General features: G+C 70.4%; 21 protein-coding genes and 1 tRNA gene. 17 read left to right on the forward strand and 5 right to left on the reverse strand.

Annotated elements, in window-relative coordinates:
• Positions 1-33 precede the first annotated feature (33 nt).
• The 9 genes from E3T23_RS02495 (at position 34) to E3T23_RS02535 (ending at position 7,880) form a co-directional block, all read left to right on the forward strand.
• Positions 34-567 (forward strand): ferritin, encoded by a 534-nt coding sequence (locus E3T23_RS02495; RefSeq protein ID WP_134368828.1) that lies wholly within the window; start codon positions 34-36, stop codon positions 565-567.
• A 61-nt stretch (positions 568-628) separates the two neighbouring features.
• Positions 629-1,885 carry a histidine--tRNA ligase gene (hisS, locus tag E3T23_RS02500; RefSeq protein WP_134368829.1) on the forward strand — a complete coding sequence of 419 codons (1,257 nt, stop codon included), beginning with the start codon at positions 629-631 and terminating at the stop codon, positions 1,883-1,885.
• 105 nt (positions 1,886-1,990) lie between these two features.
• Positions 1,991-3,271, forward strand: coding sequence for a phosphopyruvate hydratase (gene eno, locus E3T23_RS02505; RefSeq protein ID WP_134368830.1), 1,281 nt, complete (start codon positions 1,991-1,993; stop codon positions 3,269-3,271).
• Positions 3,272-3,394: 123 nt separating this feature from the next.
• A complete protein-coding gene (locus tag E3T23_RS02510) occupies positions 3,395-3,871 on the forward strand; it encodes an FtsB family cell division protein (RefSeq protein WP_134368831.1) in 477 nt (158 codons plus the stop codon).
• A complete protein-coding gene (locus tag E3T23_RS02515) occupies positions 3,868-4,389 on the forward strand; it encodes a DUF501 domain-containing protein (RefSeq protein WP_134368832.1) in 522 nt (173 codons plus the stop codon). Before E3T23_RS02510 ends, E3T23_RS02515 begins: the two co-directional genes overlap by 4 nt.
• Positions 4,386-5,669 (forward strand): S8 family peptidase, encoded by a 1,284-nt coding sequence (locus E3T23_RS02520; RefSeq protein ID WP_198416167.1) that lies wholly within the window; start codon positions 4,386-4,388, stop codon positions 5,667-5,669. The genes E3T23_RS02515 and E3T23_RS02520 overlap by 4 nt, the downstream gene beginning before the upstream one ends.
• 38 nt (positions 5,670-5,707) lie before the next feature.
• Positions 5,708-7,195: an NAD(P)/FAD-dependent oxidoreductase gene (locus E3T23_RS02525; protein WP_134368833.1), complete on the forward strand. Its 1,488-nt coding sequence runs from the start codon at positions 5,708-5,710 to the stop codon at positions 7,193-7,195.
• 79 nt (positions 7,196-7,274) lie between these two features.
• Positions 7,275-7,347, forward strand: a tRNA-Leu gene (locus E3T23_RS02530).
• Positions 7,348-7,490: 143 nt separating this feature from the next.
• Positions 7,491-7,880 carry an SHOCT domain-containing protein gene (locus E3T23_RS02535; protein WP_134368834.1) on the forward strand — a complete coding sequence of 130 codons (390 nt, stop codon included), beginning with the start codon at positions 7,491-7,493 and terminating at the stop codon, positions 7,878-7,880.
• Positions 7,881-7,959: 79 nt separating this feature from the next.
• On the opposite strand, the gene E3T23_RS02540 is transcribed toward E3T23_RS02535, so the two are convergent.
• Genes E3T23_RS02540 through E3T23_RS02550 form a run of 3 tightly spaced genes read right to left on the reverse strand, consistent with a single transcriptional unit; the run spans position 7,960 to position 10,691 of the window.
• Positions 7,960-8,886 (reverse strand): Ppx/GppA family phosphatase, encoded by a 927-nt coding sequence (locus E3T23_RS02540; protein WP_134368835.1) that lies wholly within the window; start codon positions 8,884-8,886, stop codon positions 7,960-7,962.
• 39 nt (positions 8,887-8,925) lie between these two features.
• Positions 8,926-9,627: an ABC transporter ATP-binding protein gene (locus tag E3T23_RS02545; RefSeq protein ID WP_134368836.1), complete on the reverse strand. Its 702-nt coding sequence runs from the start codon at positions 9,625-9,627 to the stop codon at positions 8,926-8,928.
• Positions 9,624-10,691 (reverse strand): FtsX-like permease family protein, encoded by a 1,068-nt coding sequence (locus tag E3T23_RS02550; protein ID WP_134368837.1) that lies wholly within the window; start codon positions 10,689-10,691, stop codon positions 9,624-9,626. Before E3T23_RS02550 ends, E3T23_RS02545 begins: the two co-directional genes overlap by 4 nt.
• A gap of 177 nt (positions 10,692-10,868) precedes the next feature.
• Between E3T23_RS02550 and E3T23_RS02555 the strand changes: the two genes are divergently transcribed.
• Together E3T23_RS02555 and E3T23_RS02560 are read left to right on the forward strand one after the other, a co-directional pair.
• Entirely contained in the window at positions 10,869-12,065 is a 1,197-nt protein-coding gene (locus E3T23_RS02555) for a sensor histidine kinase (RefSeq protein ID WP_134368838.1), read from the forward strand.
• Complete coding sequence (locus E3T23_RS02560; RefSeq protein WP_134368839.1) at positions 12,062-12,691, forward strand: response regulator; 630 nt, start codon at positions 12,062-12,064, stop codon at positions 12,689-12,691. The genes E3T23_RS02555 and E3T23_RS02560 overlap by 4 nt, the downstream gene beginning before the upstream one ends.
• A gap of 49 nt (positions 12,692-12,740) precedes the next feature.
• On the opposite strand, the gene E3T23_RS02565 is transcribed toward E3T23_RS02560, so the two are convergent.
• Positions 12,741-14,900 (reverse strand): Ig-like domain-containing protein, encoded by a 2,160-nt coding sequence (locus E3T23_RS02565; protein ID WP_134368840.1) that lies wholly within the window; start codon positions 14,898-14,900, stop codon positions 12,741-12,743.
• Between the two features lie 163 nt (positions 14,901-15,063).
• Here E3T23_RS02565 and E3T23_RS02570 point away from each other — a divergent pair, with 163 nt between their 5' ends.
• The 5 genes from E3T23_RS02570 to E3T23_RS02590 all read left to right on the forward strand — a co-directional run bounded on the left by E3T23_RS02570 (position 15,064) and on the right by E3T23_RS02590 (position 20,660).
• Positions 15,064-16,299 carry an alanine racemase gene (locus tag E3T23_RS02570; protein WP_134368841.1) on the forward strand — a complete coding sequence of 412 codons (1,236 nt, stop codon included), beginning with the start codon at positions 15,064-15,066 and terminating at the stop codon, positions 16,297-16,299.
• Positions 16,296-17,609, forward strand: coding sequence for a D-arabinono-1,4-lactone oxidase (locus E3T23_RS02575; protein ID WP_134368842.1), 1,314 nt, complete (start codon positions 16,296-16,298; stop codon positions 17,607-17,609). The genes E3T23_RS02570 and E3T23_RS02575 overlap by 4 nt, the downstream gene beginning before the upstream one ends.
• Positions 17,606-19,063, forward strand: a complete 1,458-nt coding sequence (locus E3T23_RS02580) for a glycoside hydrolase family 1 protein (protein ID WP_134368843.1) — start codon at positions 17,606-17,608, stop codon at positions 19,061-19,063. Before E3T23_RS02575 ends, E3T23_RS02580 begins: the two co-directional genes overlap by 4 nt.
• A 130-nt stretch (positions 19,064-19,193) precedes the next feature.
• The gene (locus E3T23_RS02585) at positions 19,194-19,760 is read left to right on the forward strand and encodes a LemA family protein (protein WP_134368844.1); all 567 of its coding nucleotides are present in this window, start codon (positions 19,194-19,196) and stop codon (positions 19,758-19,760) included.
• Between the two features lie 12 nt (positions 19,761-19,772).
• Entirely contained in the window at positions 19,773-20,660 is an 888-nt protein-coding gene (locus tag E3T23_RS02590; protein ID WP_134368845.1) for a M48 family metallopeptidase, read from the forward strand.
• Positions 20,661-20,676: 16 nt separating this feature from the next.
• Here the strand turns inward: E3T23_RS02590 and E3T23_RS02595 are convergent, their stop codons facing one another.
• Positions 20,677-21,873 (reverse strand): winged helix-turn-helix domain-containing protein, encoded by a 1,197-nt coding sequence (locus E3T23_RS02595; RefSeq protein ID WP_134368846.1) that lies wholly within the window; start codon positions 21,871-21,873, stop codon positions 20,677-20,679.
• A gap of 160 nt (positions 21,874-22,033) precedes the next feature.
• On the opposite strand from E3T23_RS02595, the gene E3T23_RS02600 reads away from it, so the two are divergent.
• The gene (locus E3T23_RS02600) at positions 22,034-23,167 is read left to right on the forward strand and encodes an ABC transporter substrate-binding protein (RefSeq protein WP_134368847.1); all 1,134 of its coding nucleotides are present in this window, start codon (positions 22,034-22,036) and stop codon (positions 23,165-23,167) included.

Consider the following 23,167-nt stretch of genomic DNA (forward strand, 5'->3'; position numbering starts at 1 on the left):
GTGCCCGCCGGGCGGAGGCGGTACCGTCACAGCATGAGCCAGACATCCTTCAACGATCTCCTGTCGGCCCAGATCGGCAACGAATTCGCTGCCTCGCAGCAGTACGTCGCCATCGCCGTCTGGTTCGACCACCAAGCGTTGCCGCGCCTGGCCGCGCACTTCTACGCGCGGTCGATCGAAGAGCGCAACCACGCCATGATGCTCGTGCAGTACCGCCTCGACCGCAACCTGCGGATCGAGATCCCCGGGGTCCCGGCCGTGCGCAACGACTTCACCCTCGCGGTCGAGCCCATCGCCCTCGCCCTCGCCCAGGAGAAGCAGGTCACCGCGCAGATCGAGGCCATGTTCCGCGCCGCCCGGGCCGATGGCGACGCTCTCGGCGAGCAGGCGATGCTCTGGTTCCTCAAGGAGCAGACCGAGGAAGTGGCCTCGATGTCCACCCTCCTGACGGTCGCCCAGCGCGCCGGGGACAACCTCTTCGACATCGAGAGCTTCATCGTGCGCGAGACCGTGTCGGGCGGCCCGGCCGACTACGACGCCCCGGGCGCCGCGGGCGGCGCACTCTGAACCGATTGGGACGGAGCCGGACCGGCCCGACGGGACGGTCCGAACTGACACAATTGGGGCTATGGCAACACCAGTCACCCCTCCCCGCGGCATGCGCGACTTCCTCCCCGCCGACAAGGCGTCCCGGGAGCACGCGCTGGCCGTGATCCGGCGGAGTTTCGCCGCGCACGGCTTCGACGAGATCGAGACCCCGGTCATGGAGGACGCGGCCCGGCTGCACTCCGGGCTCGGCGGCGACAATGAGAAACTCGCGTTCGCCGTGATGAAGCGGGGGTTGCAGCCCGCGGATGCCTCGGCCGCCGCCGCATCCGGCGACCTGCTCGCCCTGGCCGATCTGGGTCTCCGGTTCGACCTCACCGTGCCGCTGGCCCGGTTCTACGCCACCCACCGGGCGGAACTCCCGACGGTGTTCCGGTCGATCCAGATCGCGCCGGTCTGGCGCGCGGAGCGCCCGCAGAAGGGCCGGTACCGTCAGTTCGTGCAGTGCGACATCGACATCATCGGCGAGTCCGGCCTGCTGGCCGAAATCGAGCTGATCACCGCGACCGCAGCCGCGCTCGACGCCCTCGGCCTGACCGGGTGCTCCATCCGCATCAACGACCGGCGCATCCTGGCCGCCCTGCTCGCGCACTGGCAGGTCGCGCCCGAGCTGAACGAACGCGCGTTGATCGTCATCGACAAACTCGACAAGATCGGCGTCGACGGGGTCGTCACCGAGCTTGCCGGCCTGGGCATTCCCACCGAGGGCATCGCCGAGACTCTGACCGTGATCGCCGACGCCGGCTGGACGGCCGCCGAGCCGACACCGCCGGCCTGGCTCGACACGGATGCCTACGCCGACCTGCTCGCCCTCCGCGCCGCCATGCCCGGGGTGCGCCTCGTCTTCGACCCGACTCTCGTTCGCGGAATGGGGTATTACACCGGCACCATCTTTGAGATCTCCCACCCGGATCTCGGCTACTCGCTCGGCGGCGGAGGCCGGTACGACGGCATGATCGGGCGCTTCCTCGGCACCGACGTTCCGGCGTGCGGGTTCTCGATCGGGTTCGAGCGCATCGTCGACCTGCTGGGCGCAGATCCGGCTACCACCGAGAACGCCGTCGTGCTGGTGTACGACAAAGGAACAGAACCCGCCCGGCTCGTGGCGCTCAAGCGAACACTGGTCGATCAGGGCCTCCGGGTGCGCCTCGAACAGCGCACCAAAAACGTCAAGGCACTGCTGGAACGCGCGGCCGGAGCCGGGTACGGCCGCTATGCGTTCGTCGGAGCAGCCGCCCTCGGTGTGGCCGACCTCGACTTCCGTCCCCTCGGCGGCTGAGGCCATTCGCTAGACTGTTATCGGATTGGAACACGGCGCGGTCTTCCACGATTCCATCAGACCAACACCCAACAATTAAAAAAACATAGGAAACAGGAGATAGCTGTGGCTCTCATTGAGGCAGTAGTAGCGCGCGAGATTCTTGACTCCAGAGGCAACCCGACCGTCGAGGTCGAGGTATTGCTCGATGACGGTTCGGTCAGCCGTGCCGCCGTTCCGTCCGGCGCATCCACCGGTGCGTTCGAGGCTTACGAGCTGCACGACGGCGACAAGTCACGTTATTTGGGCAAGGGCGTCCGCAAGGCCGTTGACGCCGTGATCGACGAGCTCGGCCCGGCAGTCGAGGACCTCGACGCCGCAGACCAGCGCATCATCGACGCCGTCCTGAACGAGACCGACGGAACCGAGAACAAGCACCGCGTCGGCGCCAACGCCATCCTCGGCGTCAGCCTCGCCGTCGCCAAGGCCGCCGCAACCTCGGCCGGCCTGCCGCTGTTCCGCTACCTCGGTGGCCCGAACGCACATACCCTTCCGGTCCCGATGATGAACATCATCAACGGTGGCTCCCACGCCGACAACGACGTGGACATCCAGGAATTCATGGTCGTCCCGATCGGCGCCGAGTCCTTCGCCGAGGGCCTCCGCTGGGGCACCGAGACCTACCACGCCCTCAAGGCGCTGCTCAAGTCCAAGGGCCTCGCCACCGGCCTCGGCGACGAGGGCGGCTTCGCCCCGAACCTGCCGAGCAACCGTGCCGCCCTCGACCTCATCGTCGAAGCCATCCAGAACGCCGGATACACGCCCGGCAAGGACATCGGGCTTGCGCTCGACTGCGCCGCCTCCGAGTTCTACAAGGACGGCGTCTACCACTTCGAGGGCAAGGAACTCACCGCTCTCGAGCTGTCCGCATACTACGTCGAGCTCGTTGCGGCCTACCCGCTCGTCTCGATCGAAGACCCGCTCGAGGAAGACGACTGGGACGGCTACGTGCACCTCACCGCCGAGCTCGGAGACAAGGTCCAGATCGTCGGCGACGACCTGTTCGTGACCAACCCGGTGCGTCTCGCCAAGGGCCTGGCCCTCGGCACCGCGAACTCCATCCTGGTCAAGGTCAACCAGATCGGCACCCTGACCGAGACGCTCGACGCGGTTTCCCTAGCGCAGCGCGCCGGTTACACCACCGTCATCTCGCACCGCTCCGGTGAGACCGAAGACACCTTCATCGCCGACCTCGCGGTCGCGACGGATGCCGGCCAGATCAAGACCGGAGCGCCCGCCCGCAGCGAGCGCGTCGCGAAGTACAACCAGCTTCTCCGGATCGAAGAAGAGCTCGGCGAGGCCGCCGTATACGCGGGTCGCTCCGCTTTCCCGCGCTTCAAGGCGTAGGTGACTGGAGCTCTCGGAGCGCGGGTTTCGCCCGGCGCTCCGGGAGCTCCATTTTTTTGTCCGATTGCGGTTAGGGTTCCAGTGCGGGACAACCGCGACCAGTGATTCACGAAGGGAGCCGCCGTGGCCGGGAAACAAGCCGAACGCCGGCCCGTGGCGCTCCCCGAAACCGAAACCGCCGCCGCACGATGGCTGCGGGGCCTCCGCCTGTCCGGGTTCTCGCTGGTGATGATGGGACTCCTGATCATGGCCGTCGTCGTGCTGGCTCCCGGCATCCGCACCTACGCCGACCAGCGACAGCAGATCGAATCCCTCACGATTGCGGTCGAGGATCAGCAGGGAACCGTGGACGAGCTGAAGAGTGAGCGGGAACGCTGGAACGACCGCACCTACGTCACCACCCAGGCCAGGGACCGGCTGTCCTACGTGCTTCCCGGCGACGTGAGTTTCCTCGTGATCAACGATCTGGCCCTTCCCGTCGCCGGCGGCACGGCCGAGCCGGCCGCAACCCCCACCCTGCAAACCACCAACGTCGATTGGCTCTCCTCCATGTTCGCCTCCGTAATGACGGCCGGTCTGGCTCCCGAGGCCGCGAAATGACCAGGCCTCCCTTCGCCCCCGTCACCGAAGACGACATCGCTATCGTCTCCGCCCAACTGGGACGCCCGGCCCGCAACGTCGTGGGCATCGCCGCGCGCTGCGTCTGCGGCGCCCCGACCGTGGTGGCCACGGCGCCGCGCCTCGCCGACGGCACCCCGTTCCCCACCCTCTACTACCTGACGCACCCCGCGGCCACCGCGGCGCTCTCGTTCCTCGAGGCCACCCAGGTGATGAACGAGTACAACCAGTTGCTGTCCGACGACGAGCAGGTGCGATCCCGCTACCGCCGTGCGCATGAGGGATTCCTTGCCGACCGGGAGACCCTGGGCACGGTGCCGGAAATCGCCGGAATTTCCTCCGGCGGCATGCCCGAACGGGTGAAATGCCTGCACGCCCTGGCCGCCCACGCCCTGGCCGCCGGTCCCGGCGTGAACCCGATCGGAGACCTGGCCCTCGCCCGGGCGGCGTGGACGCCCGACGTCTGCGAGTGCCTCGACTACACCACGGCCGACGAGTGACCCGCTCCGCCTGGCGTCGGATCGGCGCGGGCATCGCCCTGGGCCTGACCGTGGCGCTGGGCGGGGCTGTCATCGCGCCGGCCGCGCCGGCCCGGGCGGAGAACACGCAGGTGCGTGACCTGGAGTACTGGCTCAACGACTACGGATTCACCCAGGCCTGGACCACGACCCGCGGCGCGGGCGTCACGGTGGCCGTCATCGACACGGGCGTCGCCGCCGGCATCGCCGATCTCACCGGTGCCGTCATCGGGGGAACGGATGTCTCCGGGCTCGGCTCGCCCGACGGGCAGACGCCCGTCGGAGAAGGCAGCGAGCACGGGACCCTGGTGGCATCTTTGCTGGCCGGCCGCGGCACGGGCGAGGGGTCCGGCGTTCTGGGAGTGGCGCCCGAGGCGTCGATCCTGGCGGTCTCGGTCGCCTTCGGCACGAGCGACTCCACCCTCAGCAACGACGACCAGATCGCCGCGGGCATCCGCTGGGCGGTGGACAACGGCGCGGACGTCATCAACATGTCCCTCACCCGCAATACCCTGGACTGGCCGCCGAGCTGGGACGACGCGTTCCTCTACGCCTTCGAAAACGACGTCGTCGTCGTGGCCGCCGCCGGTAACCGAGGCAGCGGCACCACCGAGGTCGGAGCCCCGGCCACCATCCCCGGGGTGCTGACGGTCGCGGGCGTCGACCGCAACAAGGGTGCCAGCTTCGACGCATCCTCGCAGGGCATCACGATCTCGGTGGCCGCGCCCAGCGAGCAGCTCGTGGGCGTGGTTCCCGGCGGCGGTTACGTGCAGTGGAACGGCACCAGCGCGGCGGCGCCCATCGTGTCGGGCCTCGTCGCCCTGGTGCGCGCCGCCTACCCGCGGCTCGACGCGGCCGAGGTGATGAACCGGGTGATCGAAACGGCCGACCCGAACGGACGTGCCGTGCCCAGCCCGATCTACGGCAACGGCCTGATCAACGCCGCCGCCGCGGTCACCGCGTATGTACCGGCGTCCACCAGCCCGGAACCGGCCGCCCTGCTGGAGGATTGGATCCGGGTGCACCGACGGGCGGACACCGAGGTCGAGCCCACGCCGCAGCCCGTCACCCAGGAACCGGTGGCGCCCCAGGAAGACCCGGCGCTGCCTGCCCCCAGCGTCGTCGCGGCGTGGCTGCCCAGCCCACTCACCCTGACGTATATCACCGTGCCGCTCCTGGTCCTTTGCGGGTTTGGTACTCTAGTAACGCTGTTCGGCATCGGGGCCACTCGGCACATCCAGCGAATCCGGTCAAAACGGTAAGTTTTCGCGCAGCCAAATCATGTAGGAGGACTTCCCTAGTGCCCAAAATTCTTATTGTCGGTGGCGGCTACGCCGGTTTCTACACCGCATGGAAGCTGGAGAAATGGCTCCGCGCAGGCGAGGCCGAGGTCACCATGGTCGACCCGCTGCCCTATATGACCTACCAGCCCTTCCTGCCGGAGGTCGCGGCCGGGTCCATCGAGGGCCGCCACGCCGCCGTCGCGCACCGTCGTCACCTCAAGAAGACCACGGTCGTGACGGCCAAGGTCACCCACATCGACCACGCCACGAAGACGGCAACCATCACCCCGCCCATCGGCGACCCCTACGAGTTCGTCTATGACGTCGTCGTGGTGACGGCCGGCGCCGTGTCCCGCACGTTCCCGATCCCGGGCGTCGCCGACCAGGCCATCGGCCTGAAGACCATCGAGGAAGCCGTCGCCATCCGCGACCGCGTGCTCACCAACTTCGACAAGGCAGCCCTGCTGCCGGCCGGCCCCGAGCGTGACCGGCTGCTCACCTTCGTGGTCATCGGTGGTGGCTTCGCCGGTATCGAGGTCTTCGCCGAGCTGCGTTCGTTCGCGTCTTCGCTGCTGAAGTCCTACCCGCAGATCGGGTTCGACGACACCCACTTCCACCTCATCGAGGCGATGGGGCGCATCATGCCGGAGGTGTCGCTGCCGACCAGCCTCTGGGTGATCAAACACCTCGACGAGCGCGGCGCGCAGATCCACCTCAACACGCAGCTGACCAGCGCGGTCGACGGCAAGATCGAACTGTCCACCGGTGAGAGCTTCGAGACCGACCTGATCGTCTGGACCGCCGGAGTCATGGCGAACCCGGCGATCGTGCGCCACACCGACCTTCCGATCGAAGATCGAGGACGCCTTCAGGTGCGCCCCGACCTGCGCGTGGGAACCGAAGACGAGATCATCGCCGACGCCTGGGGCGCCGGCGACATCACCGCCGTCCCCGACCTCAGCGGCGGGGGAGTGGGCGGCTTCTGCGTGCCCAACGCCCAGCACGCGGTGCGCCAGGGCAAGCTTCTCGCGAAGAACATCGTTGCTGTGCTGCGCGGCGAAACTCCCAAGGAATACCTGCACAAGAACCTCGGCGCCGTCGCCGGCCTCGGCGTCGGATCCGGTGTCTTCCAGTCCGGCAAGATCGCCATCAAGGGTCTGCCGGCCTGGTTCGCCCACCGTGGCTACCACGGCCTGGCCATGCCCAGCTGGGAACGCAAGCTGCGCGTCGTCTGGGGCTGGGTGAACAACTTCTTCCTCGGTCGCGACATCGTCTCGCTCGCCGCGGTGCAGAACCCGCGCGCCACGTTCGTGGAGTTCGCCTCCCGGCCCAAGCCGGGAGCGGAGGCGGCCGCACCGGCCAAGGGGCCGACGACCGGCGCCGCTGCGGGCAAGTCACCGGCCACCACGTCCGCTCCATCCGGAACGGTCCCCGCCGTCAAGGCAGCCGCGCGCCCGGCCCGCCTCCCGCACAAGACGGCCGAGAAGAGCGCAGCCGCCAAGTAGCAGCGACCGCGGGCGTCGACGGCGGAATCCGGTGACGCCCGCAGCACCTACTCTTGAGGCGTTCGGCTTTTCCGAGCGCGCCCCCGTAGCCCAATGGCAGAGGCAGACGACTTAAAATCGTCACAGTCTGGGTTCGACCCCCAGCGGGGGCACTCGAACGGGTCGTACGGACATTCCCGTTCCGTTTTTTACGGGGTGAGGCGGTCTTTCCGCCCCGCTTTCGTCGCGCTACCATCGCCAGTGAAACGGCCGTTGCCTGGGGCCACGTGCCATTCCCCGACGAAGGAGCAGCATCATGAACTTTCTGGAAGCGACGTGGGACATCATCTGGTTCTTCTTCTGGACCTTCGCGTTCATCGCCTATCTGATGGTGCTCTTCTCGATCATCGGGGACATCTTCCGTGACTCCACCCTCAACGGCTGGGCCAAGGCCGCGTGGATGCTGTTCCTCGTCTTTGTGCCGTTCCTGACGTCCCTGGTCTACCTGATCGCCCGGGGCAAGGGCATGGCCGAGCGGCAGATGCGCGCGGCGCAGCAGAACCAGGCAGCGACGGAGCAGTACGTGCGCTCTCTCGCCGGGTCCGGCTCCTCGGCCGAGGAGATCACCAAGGCGAAGGCGCTGCTCGACAGCGGCACCATCACCGCCGACGAGTACGCGGCCCTCAAAGCCAAGGCGCTGCGCTGAACTGGGCCGCACCCGCCGCACCATCCGACGCCCTGAGCCCTTCCGCACAGGGCGTCGCTCTGTCGAATTCGTCGGGGACCTACTCCAGGTGGTCCAGGTACCTCAGGATGATGCCCTCGCGCAACGCCCACGGCGACACTTCCAGCTCGGTGACGTCGAACGCGGCCATCGCTGCGCTGAGCACGATGCCACCGGCCACGATCTGGAAGGTGCGGTCGGCGGTGATGCCGGGCAGCGCCGGACGCGCCTCGGCCGGGATGCGGGCCAGCCGGGGGACCCAGTCGGCCAGCTGGGAGCGCGTCAGCTGCATCCGTTCGCCTGACCCGAACCCCTCCGCGGTGGATCCGGCCAGTTTGGCCAGGGAACGGATGGTCTTGGACGAACCGACGACGTGGTGCGGCGCCGGGAGCCCCGCGAACGCGGCCAGGGCCTCCGCGAGTACGGCGGCCGCATGCTCGCGGAGGGCGGACACCTGAGCGGGCAGCGGCGGGTCGTCGTGCAGGAACCCGATGGTGGAGCGGCCCGCACCCAGCGGCAGCGACAGCGCCACCGCGGGCACCTCGTTCGCGCCGGCGGCGATCTCCAGGGAGCCGCCACCGATGTCGAACAGCAGGATGTCCCTGGCCGACCAGCCGTACCAGCGCCGCACGGCCAGGAACGTCAGGCGGGCCTCGTCCTCACCCGACAGGACCTGCAGGGCGACCCCGGTTTCCCGTTCGATCCGGGCGAGCAGTTCGGGCCCGTTCAGGGCCTCGCGGAGGGCGGAGGTGGCGAACGGCAGGAGGTCGTCGACGTGGTGGCGCCGGGCCACTTCGGCCGCGTTCCGCACCGACTCGAGCACCGCCGTGCACCCCTCGTCGGTGATGGCACCCTCGGGGGTGAGGTACCGCATCAGGCGCAGCACGGCCTTGTCGGAGGCCATGGGCACCGGTTGGGCGCCCGCGTGCGCGTCGACGACCAGCAGGTGGACGGTGTTCGAACCGACATCAAGGACTCCAAGGCGCACGCTTTCGACGATAGCGTGCGGGGCGAGGGGCGCGGGCCGCTACGCCGCCACGGTGTGCCGGCTCCTCGACAGGGTGCCGTCCACCATGGTGTGCACGGAGTCCATCAGCGGCAGGAGCCGCTGGTCGTGGGTGACCAGTAGCGTGGCCGTGTCGTGCTCGACCGTGAGCCGCAGGAGCAGCTCCAGGATGCTGGAACCGCGCTCCTGGTCCAGTGCGCTCGTGGGCTCGTCGACGACCAGCACGGTGGGGTCGTTCATCAGCGCCCGGGCGATATTGACCCGCTGGCGCTGACCGCCGGAGAGCTGCGCGGGCCGTTTGCCGGCCTGGCCCCGAAGACCCACGGCATCCAGCAGGTCGTCGGCACGGATGCCCGCCGCGCGTCGGGCGCGCCGCCCCCGTCGCCCCCCGCCGAGTTCGCCCATCACCATGAGCTGTTCCCGGGCCGTCAGCGCCGGCAGCAGGTTCGACTGTTGGAAGACGATGCCGAGCCGGTCCCGGCGCAGCTCCGCCTTCTCGGCCAGGGACAGCTGGGTCGCGTCGACGTCGCCGATCCGCACGGACCCGCTGTCGGGCGTGATCAGCGTGGACGCCACGGCCAGCAGGCTGGACTTGCCGGAGCCGGAGGGACCGGTGATTCCGACGATGGTGCCCCGGTCGACCCGGAGGCTGACGTCGTCGACGGCGGTGATGTTCCCGACGCCGTCGGGGAAGGTGAGGGTGATGCGGTCGAGCTGGATCATCGGTTGCTCCCGAGGGCGGTGAGGGGGTCGGCGGAGGTGACGGAACGGAGGGCGAAGGCGGCGCCGGCGAGGCCGAGGGCGAACATGGCCGCGGCCGGCAGCAGGGTCGTGAGCGGGCTGAGCACGAAGGGCAGCACGGAGCCGGCCAGGGCTCCCAGCAGGGCGGTCAACCCGATGCCGATCCCGACGCCCACGACGAGAACGATGGCCGCCTGGCCGAGCGCATCCACGACCAGCATGCGACTGGAGGCGCCGAGGGCCTTCAGCACGGCCACGTCCGGCTGGCGCTGGATGCTCCAGACCGTGAAGAACGCGCCGACGACCAGGGCGGAGATGCCGAACAGCATCGCCACCATCAGGAGCAGTGACCCGATCTCCGAGCGGAACGCCTCCAGGGCGGTCAGCGACTCGAGCACGCCGGTGGAGGAGGTGCCCGCGGCACGGTCGGCGGCGGCGAAGTCGGCGGCGGTCCCGCGGACGGCCAGGACGCTCGCGTAGATTTCCGGCCGCCCGGCTGCGGCGGCGGCGTTCTGCCAGTCGGGTAGCGGCAGCCACACCACCGGCGTGTGCGAGTACCAGGAGTCGGCGGTGACGGAGTCGACCGTGAAGGACCTCCCGGCCAGGTCGACGGTGTCGCCGGCTCGGGCGCCGAGGTCCGCGGCGGCCTTCTCCGGCAGGGTCAGGTGCCCGGCCCGGGACGGCGCGTCGCCGAAGCCGGCCTCGGCACCGAAGAGGGCGACGCTGGTCTGCTTCTCGCCGGCACCCAGCCGCAGCTGGCTGATCCCGAGCGGGCTGACCCGGTCGACGCCGGGCCGGGCGCGCCAGGCATCCGCGTCGGCGCCGGTCACGGCCGAGTCCGCATAGCTCTGCGACTCGCCGTCGGCCGGAGCCGTGAAGACGATCCGGTCGGCGCGGAGCCCGGTCAGGCCCGACACGTTCTGGTCGGCCAGACCCATGGTCAGGCCGGAAAGGAATCCCACCAGCAGGGTGATGAGGGCCACGACGGTGCCGATCAGCACGAATCGCCCCCGGGCAAATTTCAGATCGCGCCATGCAACGAACACTGTGAAGCTCCTCGGTTGGGTCGGATTGGTTATGCACTTTCAACATTCGCCGGTGAACCCCGGTCGGTCATCGTGCGGGCTGACCATCTCCGGCACACCTAATGCGGAGCATCCTTTCCACCTTTCGAAGGATGACGGCCGTTCCGCGGGCGGATAGCCTGAGGAGGTGATCATCGCGTGACCGGGCCCACGGGCTCCGCCCTCAACCCCGTCTTCGTCGGGCTCCGGATCGGGCTGCACGGCCTCGTCGTGGGCCTGGTGGCCCTGGTCGTCGCCACGGCCGGGTCGGCCGAGATGCCGGTCGCGGCGGTGATCGTCTGCCTGGCGGCCGTGTTCCTCGGCACCTACGCGGCCGGGTCCCTGCTCGGCCGCAACCTCGAGGGGATGCGCCCCCGTCTCGGCGCGGCCTGGGTGGGCGCGCTCAGCCTTGAATGGCTGGCCCTGGCCTCGGTCAGCGCGGAAGCGATCTACCTGGTCTTCCCGCTCTTCTTCCTCGTCCTGCATTTTCTGCGCGGCTGGCGCGGCCCCGCAGCGGTCGCCGTTGCGACCCTGACGGCCATTGCCCTGTTCGGGATGCACCGGGGATTCGGGGTGGCGGGCGCGATCGGTCCGCTGATCGGCGCGGCCGTGGCCGTGGCGATCGGGTTGGCCTACCGGTCCCTGGCCCGGGAAGCGGCGGAGCGTGAGCGACTGATCGCCGAGTTGCGGGCCACGCGCACGCAGCTGGCCGCGGTCGAACGGGCCGCGGGGGTGCAGGCCGAACGCGGCCGCCTGGCCCGGGAAATCCACGACACGGTGTCCCAGTCACTGTCGAGCATCATCATGCTGCTCCACGCCGCGGACCGGTCCGGTATCACCGGAACCGGGCTGGGGCGTGTGCATCAGGCGCGGGACGCCGCCTCCCAGGCGCTCGCCGAAACCAGGCAGTTCATCGACGAACTGTCCCCGCCGGCTCTGCGGGAGGCGACGCTGGTCGAGGCGCTGAAACGGCTGGCGGTCCAGACCGGCGACAGCAGCGGCATCCCGGTGGGCGTCACGATCGCAGGTGTTGTCGAAGCGCTGCCCACGCCGGTGGAGACGGCGCTGCTCCGGATCGCGCAGGGGGCCCTCGCGAACGCCGTGCAGCACGCCGAGGCCACCCGCATCGACCTCACCCTGAGCATGCTCGACTCCGAGGTGATTCTCGACGTCGTCGACGACGGGATCGGCTTCACCCCCACCGCGCCGCACCGGGCGCAGGTGACCGGCACGCGCACCGCGTTCGGGCTGCACGCCATGCGGGAACGGGTCGCGCAATTGGGCGGGTCGCTCACCGTGGAGAGCGAGCCCGGCCGGGGAACGAGCATCGTGGCCGCCTTCCAGGTGCCCGAATGACCGTGCGCGTGCTGATCGCCGACGATCATCCGATCATGCGCACGGGGCTGCAGGCCCTGTTCGAGACGGAGCCGTCGATCACGGTCGTCGGGGCGGTCGGCACACCCGAGCAGGCCGTCTCGGAGGCCGCGCGGCTGCGGCCGGACGTGGTTCTGATGGACCTGCAGTTCAACGGCGAGTTCCGGGGGGCGGACGCGACCCGCAGCATCCGTGCCGTGCCCGACCCGCCCGCCGTGCTCATCCTCACCAACTACGACACCGACCGCGACATCATCACGGCGATCGAGGGCGGCGCGGCCGGATACCTGCTCAAGGACACCTCGCCCGACGATCTCCTCGCGGCGATCGCGGCCGCGGCCGCCGGACAGTCCGCGCTCGCTCCCGCCGTCGCCAGCCGGTTGCTGTCCCGGGTGCGTCAGTCCAGCCGTGCCCTCAGCGCCCGGGAACTGGAGGTGCTCACGCTCGTCGCCGAGGGACGGAGCAACACCGAGGTGGCCCGCCACCTGCATCTCAGCGAGACCACGGTCAAGTCCCACCTTGCGCACATCTACCCGAAGCTCGGGGTGTCCTCGCGCACGGCGGCCGTCGCGGCCGCCCGGCAGTCCGGCCTGATCCGGCGGGCCTGATCCGGCGGGCCTGATCCGTCGGGCCTGATCCGTCGGGCGCGGTCGAGGCTCAGGGCCGGGCGGGTGTGACGAACCGCTGCCAGGCCCAGGCGCCCACGCTGAGGGCGGCGAACAGGGTGCTGGCCACCCACCAGAGGTTGAGGCTGCCGCCCTCGTGCCAGTGTTCCACCGCCGGGGACAGTACCCCGAACATGATCGTGAAGGCGAGCACGGACAGGCACGCCCAGATCGGCGGTGACCAGGCGAGGATGCTCCGTCCGCTGGTGCGTCCGATCGGGATCAGCACGAGAGCGGCCGAGCCGATCGCGGCCAACACCACACTGTTGACGATCTCGGCCGCGAGCGAGCTGAGGAAGCCGTCCGCCGTCGGCAACAGGCCGAGGGTCAGCCAGCCGAGCACGGCCAACCCGATCAGGCTGCCGGCCCGCACGGCCGCGAGTGGGCCGCGCCGCGGCGTCAGCACCTCGGGAGCCACGGTGACGCTGCCGAGCAGCCCGAAGACCAGCGCCGGGTGCACGTCAAGGGTACGGGAGGCCAGAGCGGTCAGAGCGACCAGCAGCAGGTAACGGGGCAGAAAGGTGACGGATGCCTTCGCCCGCCACACGCGGGAGCTCCACCAGAGCGGCACGAGCGCTCCGACCGCGTTGACGACGACGAGGGCCAGCGTGACGGCGAGGAGCAGCCGCAGGTAGGCCGGCTGGCTGGTGACCGGGCCGGACAGCATGACCAGCGTGGCCGCGGCGAGCACGGCGGCACCGGCCACCAGCCACCGGTTCAGGGGCAGTTCGGGAGCGGTCTCGAATTCGTCGCGCGGCCGGTTGCGGCCCGCGATCGGCAGGGTCTGCCAGAGCGGGCGGCCGTCACGGGCCCGAGACACCGTTCCGCCGAGGAGGCGCGCGGGAACGCACAGCAGCAGCAGGGCGCCGAGGGCCAGCAGCGCCGCCAGGAGCCAGGAGGGGATGGAGGTGGACCACGGCGGGAGCACGGCGGTGGCGAACCGGGTGGGGTCGTTCCAGCCGCTCGGCAGGGGGATGGCCAGGCTCACGGTCGAGCGGTCTGCCCGCGGTTCCGGCGACGCCGGGGCCGGCGTACCCGGTGGGGTCGCCTCCGGGGCCACCGCCGAGGCCGACGGCGGGACGGCCGGCGCATCGGCGGGAGGTGCGGACGATTCGGGGTCGGCGGAGCCGGCCGGGACCGGGACGCCGTAGCGCACGTCCGCCCCGGTGCTGCCCGGACTGAGGTTGCCGGCCGGGTCGAGCTGCACCGCGATCACCCGGTAGGAACCGGCGGCCACTCCGCCGGCCGAGCAGCTCCACGACCCGGACGCGACGACGGCGCTGCAGACCGAGTACGGCCCGGCGAAGACGGTCACCGTTGCGCCGTCCTCACCGGTGCCCGCATAGCCGGCGCCGGTGAGCGGCAGTTGGGCGCCGCTCGTGGGCGTGGTCAGCGTGGGCGACGCCGGCCGATCGAGGTCGAAGAGGAGAACGACCGAGGCACTCTGGTTGGACCACGAGGGACTGCTGTAGCTCGTCTGCTGGCCGGCGGACACCTCGGCCTGCCCGCCGGTGAGGCCTCCGGCGAACGTGCACGACCAGACACCCGCTGCATCGATGGTGGCCGTGCACCGAGGTCCGCGGCTCACCGTGACGACGACGGAGGCCCCGGGAAAGCCGGTACCGCGCACCGTGCCGTTGGTCAGGCTCCCGCCGGTGGGACCGCCCGTCACCCGGGGGGCGGCCAGCACGGCGATCGTGTGCTCGTCGGTCAGGCCGGAGGCGCCGGTCACGACGACGCGGAGCGGCACCGATGGCCCGCTCGGCAGGGAAACCGCGGCGCAACTCCACGCGCCGGTGTCGTCGACCATGGCGAAGCAGAGCGGATCGTGGCCGTCGACGGGCGAGAGCAACTGGATCTCCTGGCCGGCTTCGCCGGTGCCGGAGACGGTGGTGGTGCCGCTGCCCACGAAGCTTCCCGGCTGCGGGCTGTCGATGGTCGGCACGGTCACCGGCGTCGCCCCGGACTCCCGCTCGTCGGCGGGTGTCGGAGCGGGAGTCGGCAGCGGAGCCGGCTCGGCGAACGCGGCGGCCGGGGCGCCGAGCAACAGCAGGCCGACCAGGGCGACGAGCAGCGGCAGACGGCCGGGCCACGTTCGGCGGCGACGGCGCCCAGGCGTCCCGCCCGCACCCGTCTCGCCTGTCCCGAACATGATCACCCCTGTAACCATTTCACGGGCCAGGGCCGGGAAAGTCAACGTTCGACACACACTATGACGGCGATGCAACCCATTCGTGATCGGCGGGGGCGATAGGGCATACTGGCGCGGGGCCATCCGTGCCGCTGCTTTCCCGCTGAAGAGTGAAGGGCGTTCCGTGGCGCTCGACCTGTCCCACCGCCCCGCGGACCGGCCGTGGCAGACCCCGGAGCTGTTCTGGCCGGCTCTCACGGCCGCGACGGCGCACCTGGACGCCCCGATCGCCGCCCTGCACCTGGGCGCGCTGCGCCACAATGCGCACGACCTGTTGGATCGCGCGGCCGGCATCCCGCTCCGGGTCGCGTCGAAGTCGATCCGGGTGCGCGGCGTGCTCGAGGCCGTCCTGGCCCTACCCGGCTATCGGGGCGTGCTGGCCTACACCCTGGCCGAGGCGCTCTGGCTGGCGGAGACGGTGACGGATGTCCTCGTCGGCTACCCCACGGCCGACCGGGCCGCGATCCGGCGGCTGGGCCGCTCACCGGAGCTGGCCGGGGCGGTCACCCTGATGGTCGACTCGATCGCGCACCTCGACCTCATCGACTCCGTGCTCCCTCCCCGCGGCCGGGAGCCGATCCGGGTCTGCCTGGAGCTCGACGCGGCCTGGGATGCACCCGTGCTCGGCCACGTGGGCGTCTGGCGGTCACCCGTGCACACGCCCGACCAGGCGCGCGGACTCGCCGCCGTCGTCGTCGCCCGCCCCGGCTTCTCCCTCGTCGGCGTGATGTCCTATGAGGCGCAGGTGGCCGGCATCGGCGACAAACCGGTCGGGAAACCGCTCCGGGGCGTGGCCACCCGCTGGATGCGGCACCGGTCCATCGGTGAGCTCACGGAGCGGCGCAGCGCGGCGGTCGCCGCGGTACGGGAGGTGGCGCCCCTCGAGTTCGTGAACGGGGGCGGAACCGGATCGATTGAGAGCACCCGCGCGGACGCATCCGTCACCGACATCGCCGTCGGCAGCGGATTCTTCGGCGGTCACCTCTTCGACAACTACGCGAGTTTCCGGCCTGCCCCGGCGGCCGCCGTCGCCCTCTCCGTGGTGCGCAAGCCCAGCCCCGCCACCGCCGCGCTGCTCGGCGGCGGCTGGATCGCCTCCGGCGTGCCGGGGGTCGACCGGGTGCCGCGGCTGGTCTGGCCGGAGGGCCTCCGTCTGGTGCCGCGGGAGATGGCGGGCGAGGTGCAGACGCCGCTGACCGGGTCCGGTGCGGCCCGGCTTCGCGTGGGTGACCGCGTCTGGGCGCGGCACACCAAATCGGGGGAGCTGAGCGAGCACGTGAACGAGTTCGCGCTGGTCGAGAATGGGAAGGTGGTCGACATGCTGCCGACCTACCGGGGCGAAGGGAAGGCCTTCTTATGACCGCGAGTGGAGCCCTCTGGCGCAACTGGGCCCGGAACCAGGCTGTGACGCCCGTGCGGGTGGAGCGACCGTCGAGTGTCGCCGCCGTGCAGCGCGCCGTGGTGGCGGCCGGCAAGGTGGGACTGCGGGTCAAGGCCGTGGGCTCCGGGCACAGTTTTTCCGGCATCGCGCTGGCGCCCGGGGTGCAGCTCGACCTGCTGGACCTCGCCGGGCTGATCGGCGTGGACACCGTGGCCGGGCAGGTCACGCTGGCCGCCGGGACCCGCCTGTTCGAACTGCCCCGGCTGCTGCGGCCCTACGGCCTGGCCCTCCCGAACCTGGGCGACGTGGACCGGCAGACGATCACCGGCGCCACGTCCACCGGGACCCACGGCACCGGCGGCGGGTTCGGCGGTCTCGCCACCCAGATCGTGGCCCTGACCCTGGTGGCCGGCGACGGCACCCTGTTGCGGGTGAGCGCCACGGAGAACCCGGAGCTGCTGCCGGCGGTCCGGCTCGGGCTCGGCGCGCTCGGAATCGTGGTGGACGTGACCCTGCAGTGCGTGCCTGCCTTCCTGCTGCACGCGGTGGAGGCCGCCGAGCCGCTGGAGGAGGTGCTCGAGGGCTACCTCGACCGGACCGAGCGCAGCGACCACTTCGAGTTCTTCTGGTTCCCGCACACCGAAACGGCCCTGACCAAGACCAACACCCGGCAGCCCCTGGAGTCCGGCCGGTCGCCGCGCGGACGGGTCTCCCGGTGGGTCGACGACGAACTGCTCGCGAACGGCGTCTACCGGGGGATCTGCGGCCTGGGTGCCGCGCTGCCGGCGACGGTGCCGGGATTCAACCGGCTGGCATCCCGGCGGAGCGGGAAACGCGAATTCACGGATGTCTCGCACCGCGTGTTCGTGACCAACCGCACGGTGCGTTTTCGAGAAATGGAATATGCCCTGCCGCGGGCCGTGGTGCCGGACGCGCTGCGCGAGGTGCGGGCGCTGATCGAGGCGCGCGGCTGGCGCATCTCGTTCCCGATCGAGGTGCGCTCGGCCGCGGCCGACGACGTCTGGCTGTCCACCGCCACGGGCCGGGACACCGGGTACATCGCCGTGCACCGGTACTACCGGGAGGACCCGGCCGAGTATTTCCAGGCGGTCGAGGCCATCATGCGAGCCCATGGCGGGCGCCCGCACTGGGGCAAGATGCACGACCGGGATGCGGCGTCGCTCCGCACCGAGTACCCGCACTTCGACGACTTCCTCCTGGTGCGTGACAGGCTTGACCCGGAGCGACGCTTCAGCAACAGCTATCTGGAAAGAGTCCTGGGTCGATGAGCACCAGCAATACCCCCGCCGCACGCGCCTGGGAACACCGGGCGGGGGAGCTGGGCGACCGGCTGCCCGACGGCTTCACCCTGGGCGTGGCCACCTCCGCGTTCCAGATCGAGGGAGGCGCCCGGGAAGGCGGTCGCGGCGAATCGTGCTGGGACCCGTTCACGGCCACCGCCGGGCGCATCCGTGACGGCTCCAACGCATCCGTTTCGACCGATCACTTCAACCGGCTCGACGAGGACGTCACGCTGCTGCGTGAACTGGGCGTCGACGTGTACCGGTTCTCCCTGGCCTGGTCCCGGCTGCAGCCGGATGGCCGCGGCTCGCTCAGCCGGGCCGGGCTGGCCTTCTACGACCGCCTGCTCGACGGGCTCCTGGTCGCCGGGATCAGCCCGATGGCGACCCTGTTCCACTGGGACACCCCGCTGCGGTTGCGCGGCGGCTGGCTGAACCGGGACACCGCGATGCGCTTCGGCGACTACGCGCACCAGGTCGGCGAGGCGTTCGGGGACCGGATCGACTCCTGGCTGACCCTGAACGACCCCGCCACGGTGACCCTCAACGGCTACGCCCTCGGCACGGACGCCCCGGGGGAGGCGAGGCTCTTCGGCGCCCTGCCGGCGGCGCACCACCAGCTGCTTGCTCACGGCCTCGCCGTGCAGGGGCTGCGCGCCGCCGATGTGCGCGGCCGGATCGGGATCGCCACCACGCATTCGCCCGTGCAGGCCGCCAGCGGCCGCGAAGCCGACGAAGTCGCCGCACAGCTCTTCGACGTGCTGCACAACCGCGTATACGCCGACGCGGCGCTGCTCGGCCGCTACCCGGACCCGCCCGAGCCCTACCAGGTGGCCATGCGGATGCTCCTGGAAACCGATCCGGACGACCTGCGCACCATCCACCAGCCGCTGGACTTCTACGGGCTGGGCTACTTCCAGCCGAGCCGGATCAAGGCCGGCTCCGCGGCCCCGAAGACCCCGAACGGACCCCCGGCGAGCGGGCCGCCGGAAAAGGTCGTCGCGTTCCCCTACCACGTCACCCCGTTCCGGGAGTTCCCGGTGACCAATGCAGGCACCGCCATCGCCCCCGAATACCTCGGAGTGGCCCTCGGCGAACTGCGGGACCGCTACGCGGACAAGCTGCCGCCGGTCTGCATCACGGCCGGGGGATCGAGCTTCCCCGACGTCGCCGACAAGTGGGGTGCCGTGCACGACCCGGCCCGGATCGACTACCTGGCCGAGCACATCACCGCCGCGCTCGCCGCGGTGGCCCCCGGCGGGATCGCCGACGGGGTCACCCTGCAGGGCTACCTGGTCTGGTCCCTGCTGGACAGCTTCGAGTGGACGGCCGGCTACACCCAGCGGTTCGGCCTCGTGCACGTCGACTTCCAGGACGGCACCCGCACCCGCACACCCAAGACCTCCTACCGCTGGCTGCAGACGGTGCTCTCCGCCCGCTGATGAGGAGATTCTTGGAGTGTGTCGGGAAGCGCATCTGAGCATCAGGGCGCGCGGTTAGGATGGTTCTGCGTCGTAGAAACGCCGCCGCGGCCTGCTCGCTCGCCCCGACCCATCACAAGGAGAAGCTGCCATGGAATGGCTCATCCCGGTCCTCATCATCGTTGCCCTCGTCGCCATCATCGGGATCTACCTCTGGGCCACATACAACTCCCTCGTCACGCTCAAGGTTCGCGTGGATGAGGCGTGGAGTGATATCACCGTTCAGATGAAGCGCCGGGCCGACCTGATCCCGAACCTGATCGAGACGGTCAAGGGCTATGCGGCCCACGAGCGGTCCGTCTTCGAGAACGTCACCAAGGCCAGGGCCGAGTCGCTCAATGCGCAGGGTCCGGCCGAAGCCGCCGCCGCGGAGAACCACATGCAGACCGCCCTGCGCAGCATCTTCGCCGTGGCGGAGGCCTACCCGCAGCTGCAGGCCAGCCAGAACTACCTGCAGTTGCAGGGCGAGCTCGTCGACACCGAGGACAAGATCCAGGCCTCGCGCCGGTTCTACAACGGCGGCGTTCGGGAACTGAACACGAAGGTCCAGGTCTTCCCCAACAACCTCATCGCCCGCAACCTCGGGTTCACCCAACGTGACTTCTTCGAGGTGTCCGACTCCGCAGCCATCGCGGAGCCGCCTCGCGTCCAGTTCTAGAGGCAGGCGGCCATGTACAGCGCCATTGCGCGCAACAAGCGCAACACCGTCTTCATCATCATCCTGTTCATCGTCGTCATCGCGGGTCTCGGCTGGCTCGCGAACGCGGTCTACAGCACGCCCGGCAACTACAGCATCCTGATCCTCACGGTCGTTTTCGCCACCGGGTACGCCCTGGTGCAGTACTTCGTGGCCGGGCGCCAGGCGATCGCGATGAGCGGAGGCATCCGCATCAACAGCCAGTCGGAGCATCCGCGGCTCTGGAATATCGTCGAGAACCTGTCGATCACCACCGGTACGCCGATGCCCGCGATCTATGTGATCGACGACCCGGCGCCGAACGCGTTCGCGACCGGGCGAGACCCCGCGCACGCGATCGTGGCGGCCACCACCGGCCTGCTGGAGATCATGACCGACTCCGAGCTGGAGGGCGTCATGGCGCACGAGCTCGGCCACGTGCGCAACTACGACATCCGCCTGTCGATGGTCGTCTTCGGTCTCGTCGTGGCCGTCGGGTTCATCTCGGACATCTTCCTGCGGATGGCGTTCTTCGGCCGCAACAGCAAGAACAGCGGCAGCCCCGTGATCATGGTGGTCGGTCTCGTCGCCATGCTCGTGGCGCCCCTGATCGCCACGGTTGTGCAGCTGGCCGTGTCGAGGCAGCGCGAGTACCTGGCGGATGCCACGGCCGCCCTGACCACGCGGCATCCGGACGCCCTGGCCAGCGCGCTCGGCAAGCTGGAGGCCTACGGGCGCCCGATGCGGAAGCAGAACACGTCGATGGCCCACCTTTGGATCGCCGACCCGCTCAAACCCGGCGTCATGGACAAGCTCTTCGCCACGCACCCGCCGATCGCCGAACGGGTCGAGCGTTTGCACACGATGGGCCGCAAGTTCTAGAGCCCTCTGACGGCCTCTAACGCAACTCGGCGGCCAGCGCCTCGGCGAGATTGCCGCGGGGCTCCAGCTCGATCTCGGGCAGGCCCTGCCAGGCTGCGGCCTCCCGCAGCACGGATGCCAGGCGCCCGGCCGTGTCCGTCGGCGCGCCGGGCTCCGCCCACGCGGCGCGCACCCGCAGCACCTGCGCCTGGCGGTCGTTCTTGAGATCGACCCGGCCCACGATCGTGTCGCCGATCAGCACGGGCAGCGAGTAATACCCGAACACCCGCTTCGGTGCAGGCGTATAGATCTCGATCCGGTAGTGGAAGCCGAACACCCGCAGGGCGCGCGGGCGATCCCAGACCACCGGATCGAAGGGGGACAGCAAAGTCGCGGCATCCACCCGGCGCGGCAGCCGCGCGTCGCGGTGCAGCCAGACCGCCCCGGCTGCGCCGCCGCCCCAGCCGGGAACCTCGACCGGGATCAGCTCGCCGGCATCCTCGAGGTCGCGGATGGCCGCCCGGGTCGCCGGGCCCCGCAGCCGGAAGTAATCGGCGAAGTCCTTCACCGTGCCGATGCCGTGCGCCCGCGCCGCGCGGCTCACCAGGTCCCGGTGCGCATCGTCCCGGCTGACCGTGCGGCCGAGCAGCTCCCGCGGGAACACCTGCTCCGGCAGTCCGTAGACCCGCTCGAAGCGTTCCCGACCCGCGATCGCCACGTCGCCCCAACGGAACAGGGTCTCCAGCCCGGTCTTCACGTCCGACCAGCCCCACCACGGGCCGCGGCTCCGGTTCGCGTCGTGCTCGATGGCGCTCGCACGCAGGGGACCATTGGCGGCCAGCTCGGCGAGCAGCCAGTCGAGCAGTGGCCGGTTACCCTGCGCCCACGCCTCGGTCCTCGACCGGTCCCGGAAATCCCGCATCCGCCAGCCGAACAGCGGCCAGGCCTCGCGCGGCAGGAACGACGCCTCGTGCGCCCAGTACTCGGTGAACCGCGACTCGCGGCCCGAGGTGAGCCGGTCCAGCTGCGCCTTGTCGTACGCGCCGAGGCGGCTGAACGCCGGCATGTAGTGGCTGCGCTCGAACACGTTCACGGAATCGATCTGCAGCAGCCCGAGCCGGTTCACCAGGGCATCCAGTTGACGGATGCCCGGCGCCACCGTCGACGGGCGGCCGAAGCCCTGCGCGCCGAGCGCGATCCGGCGGGCAAGGGCGGGGGACATCGTCTGGGCCACCCTCCGACCCTAGCGGCACGCTTCAGGCGGCATTCACCCGATGTTCAGCGGCGCACCCCCTGACGGTCGACGGACGCTCCTAGCCTCTCCCTGACCGGCTACCCGGCTCCACACGTCCGCGTTCCCGCGCGGCGGCCGGCACCGGTCCGACGGAGGAAACGTGTTCACCACCCGCACCCTGGCCACCCTGGCCGCGGCCACCACCCTCGCCCTGAGCCTGGCCGCCTGCTCCGGAGCCGCGGATGCCGGCTCCGGCACCCCGGCGGTCGACGCCGCCACCGCGACCAGCCTGGCCGCGTTCGGCGACCTGGCCGCCCTCGAGGACGCGGCCAGGGCCGAAGGCGCCCTGAACGTGATCGCCCTGCCGCGGGACTGGGCCAACTACGGCGCCGTGCTCGACGCCTTCACCGAGAAGTACCCGGAGATCACCATCACCGAGGCCTCGCCCGACGCGTCCAGCGCCGAGGAGATCCTGGCCGCCGACAACCTCGCCGGGCAGGACACCGCCCCCGACGTGTTCGACCTGGGCCTCGCCGTGGCGCTGTCCAGCACGGACAACTTCGCGCCGTACCAGGTGGCCGGCTGGGCCGATATCCCGGATGCGCTCAAAGAGGCCTCCGGCCTCTACACGGGCGACTACGGCGGCTACATGGCTGTCGGCTACGACCCCGACGCCGTGCCCGCGCCGGCCGAGCTGAGCGACCTGCTCGGCGCCGAGTACAAGGGCAAGGTCGCGATCAACGGCGACCCGACCCAGGCCGGGGCGGCCTTCGCCGCCGTCGGCCTGGCCGCCGTGGCGAGCGGGGGTGCCGTGGACGACTTCCAGGCCGGGGTCGACTTCTTCGACGACCTCGAACAGGCCGGCAACTTCGTCAAGATCGACCCCACCCCGGCGACCATCGCGTCGGGGGAGACCCCGGTGGTCTTCGACTGGGACTACCTCAACGTGGGCTACGGAACGAGTCTCGCCGGTGAGCGCAACTGGGAGGTCGTCGTCTTCCCCGGAACCGGGTACGCCGGCTACTACAACCAGGCCGTGAACAAGGATGCCCCGCACCCGGCCGCGGCCAGGCTCTGGCAGGAGTTCCTCTACAGCGACGAGGGCCAGAACCTCTGGCTCGCCGGGGGCGCACGCCCGGTGCGGGCCGAGGCCATGGAGGCGGCCGGCACCATCGACGGGGACCTCCTCGCCGCCCTCCCGGCGGCCCCGGACGAGACCGTCGTCCCGACCGAGGCGGAGAGCGCCGCGGGAGCCGCGCTGCTCGGCGAGAAGTGGGCCGCAGCTGTCCAGTAG

The organism is Cryobacterium cheniae (assembly GCF_004403395.1).
In the GTDB taxonomy this organism is placed as follows: Bacteria; Actinomycetota; Actinomycetes; order Actinomycetales; family Microbacteriaceae; genus Cryobacterium; species Cryobacterium cheniae.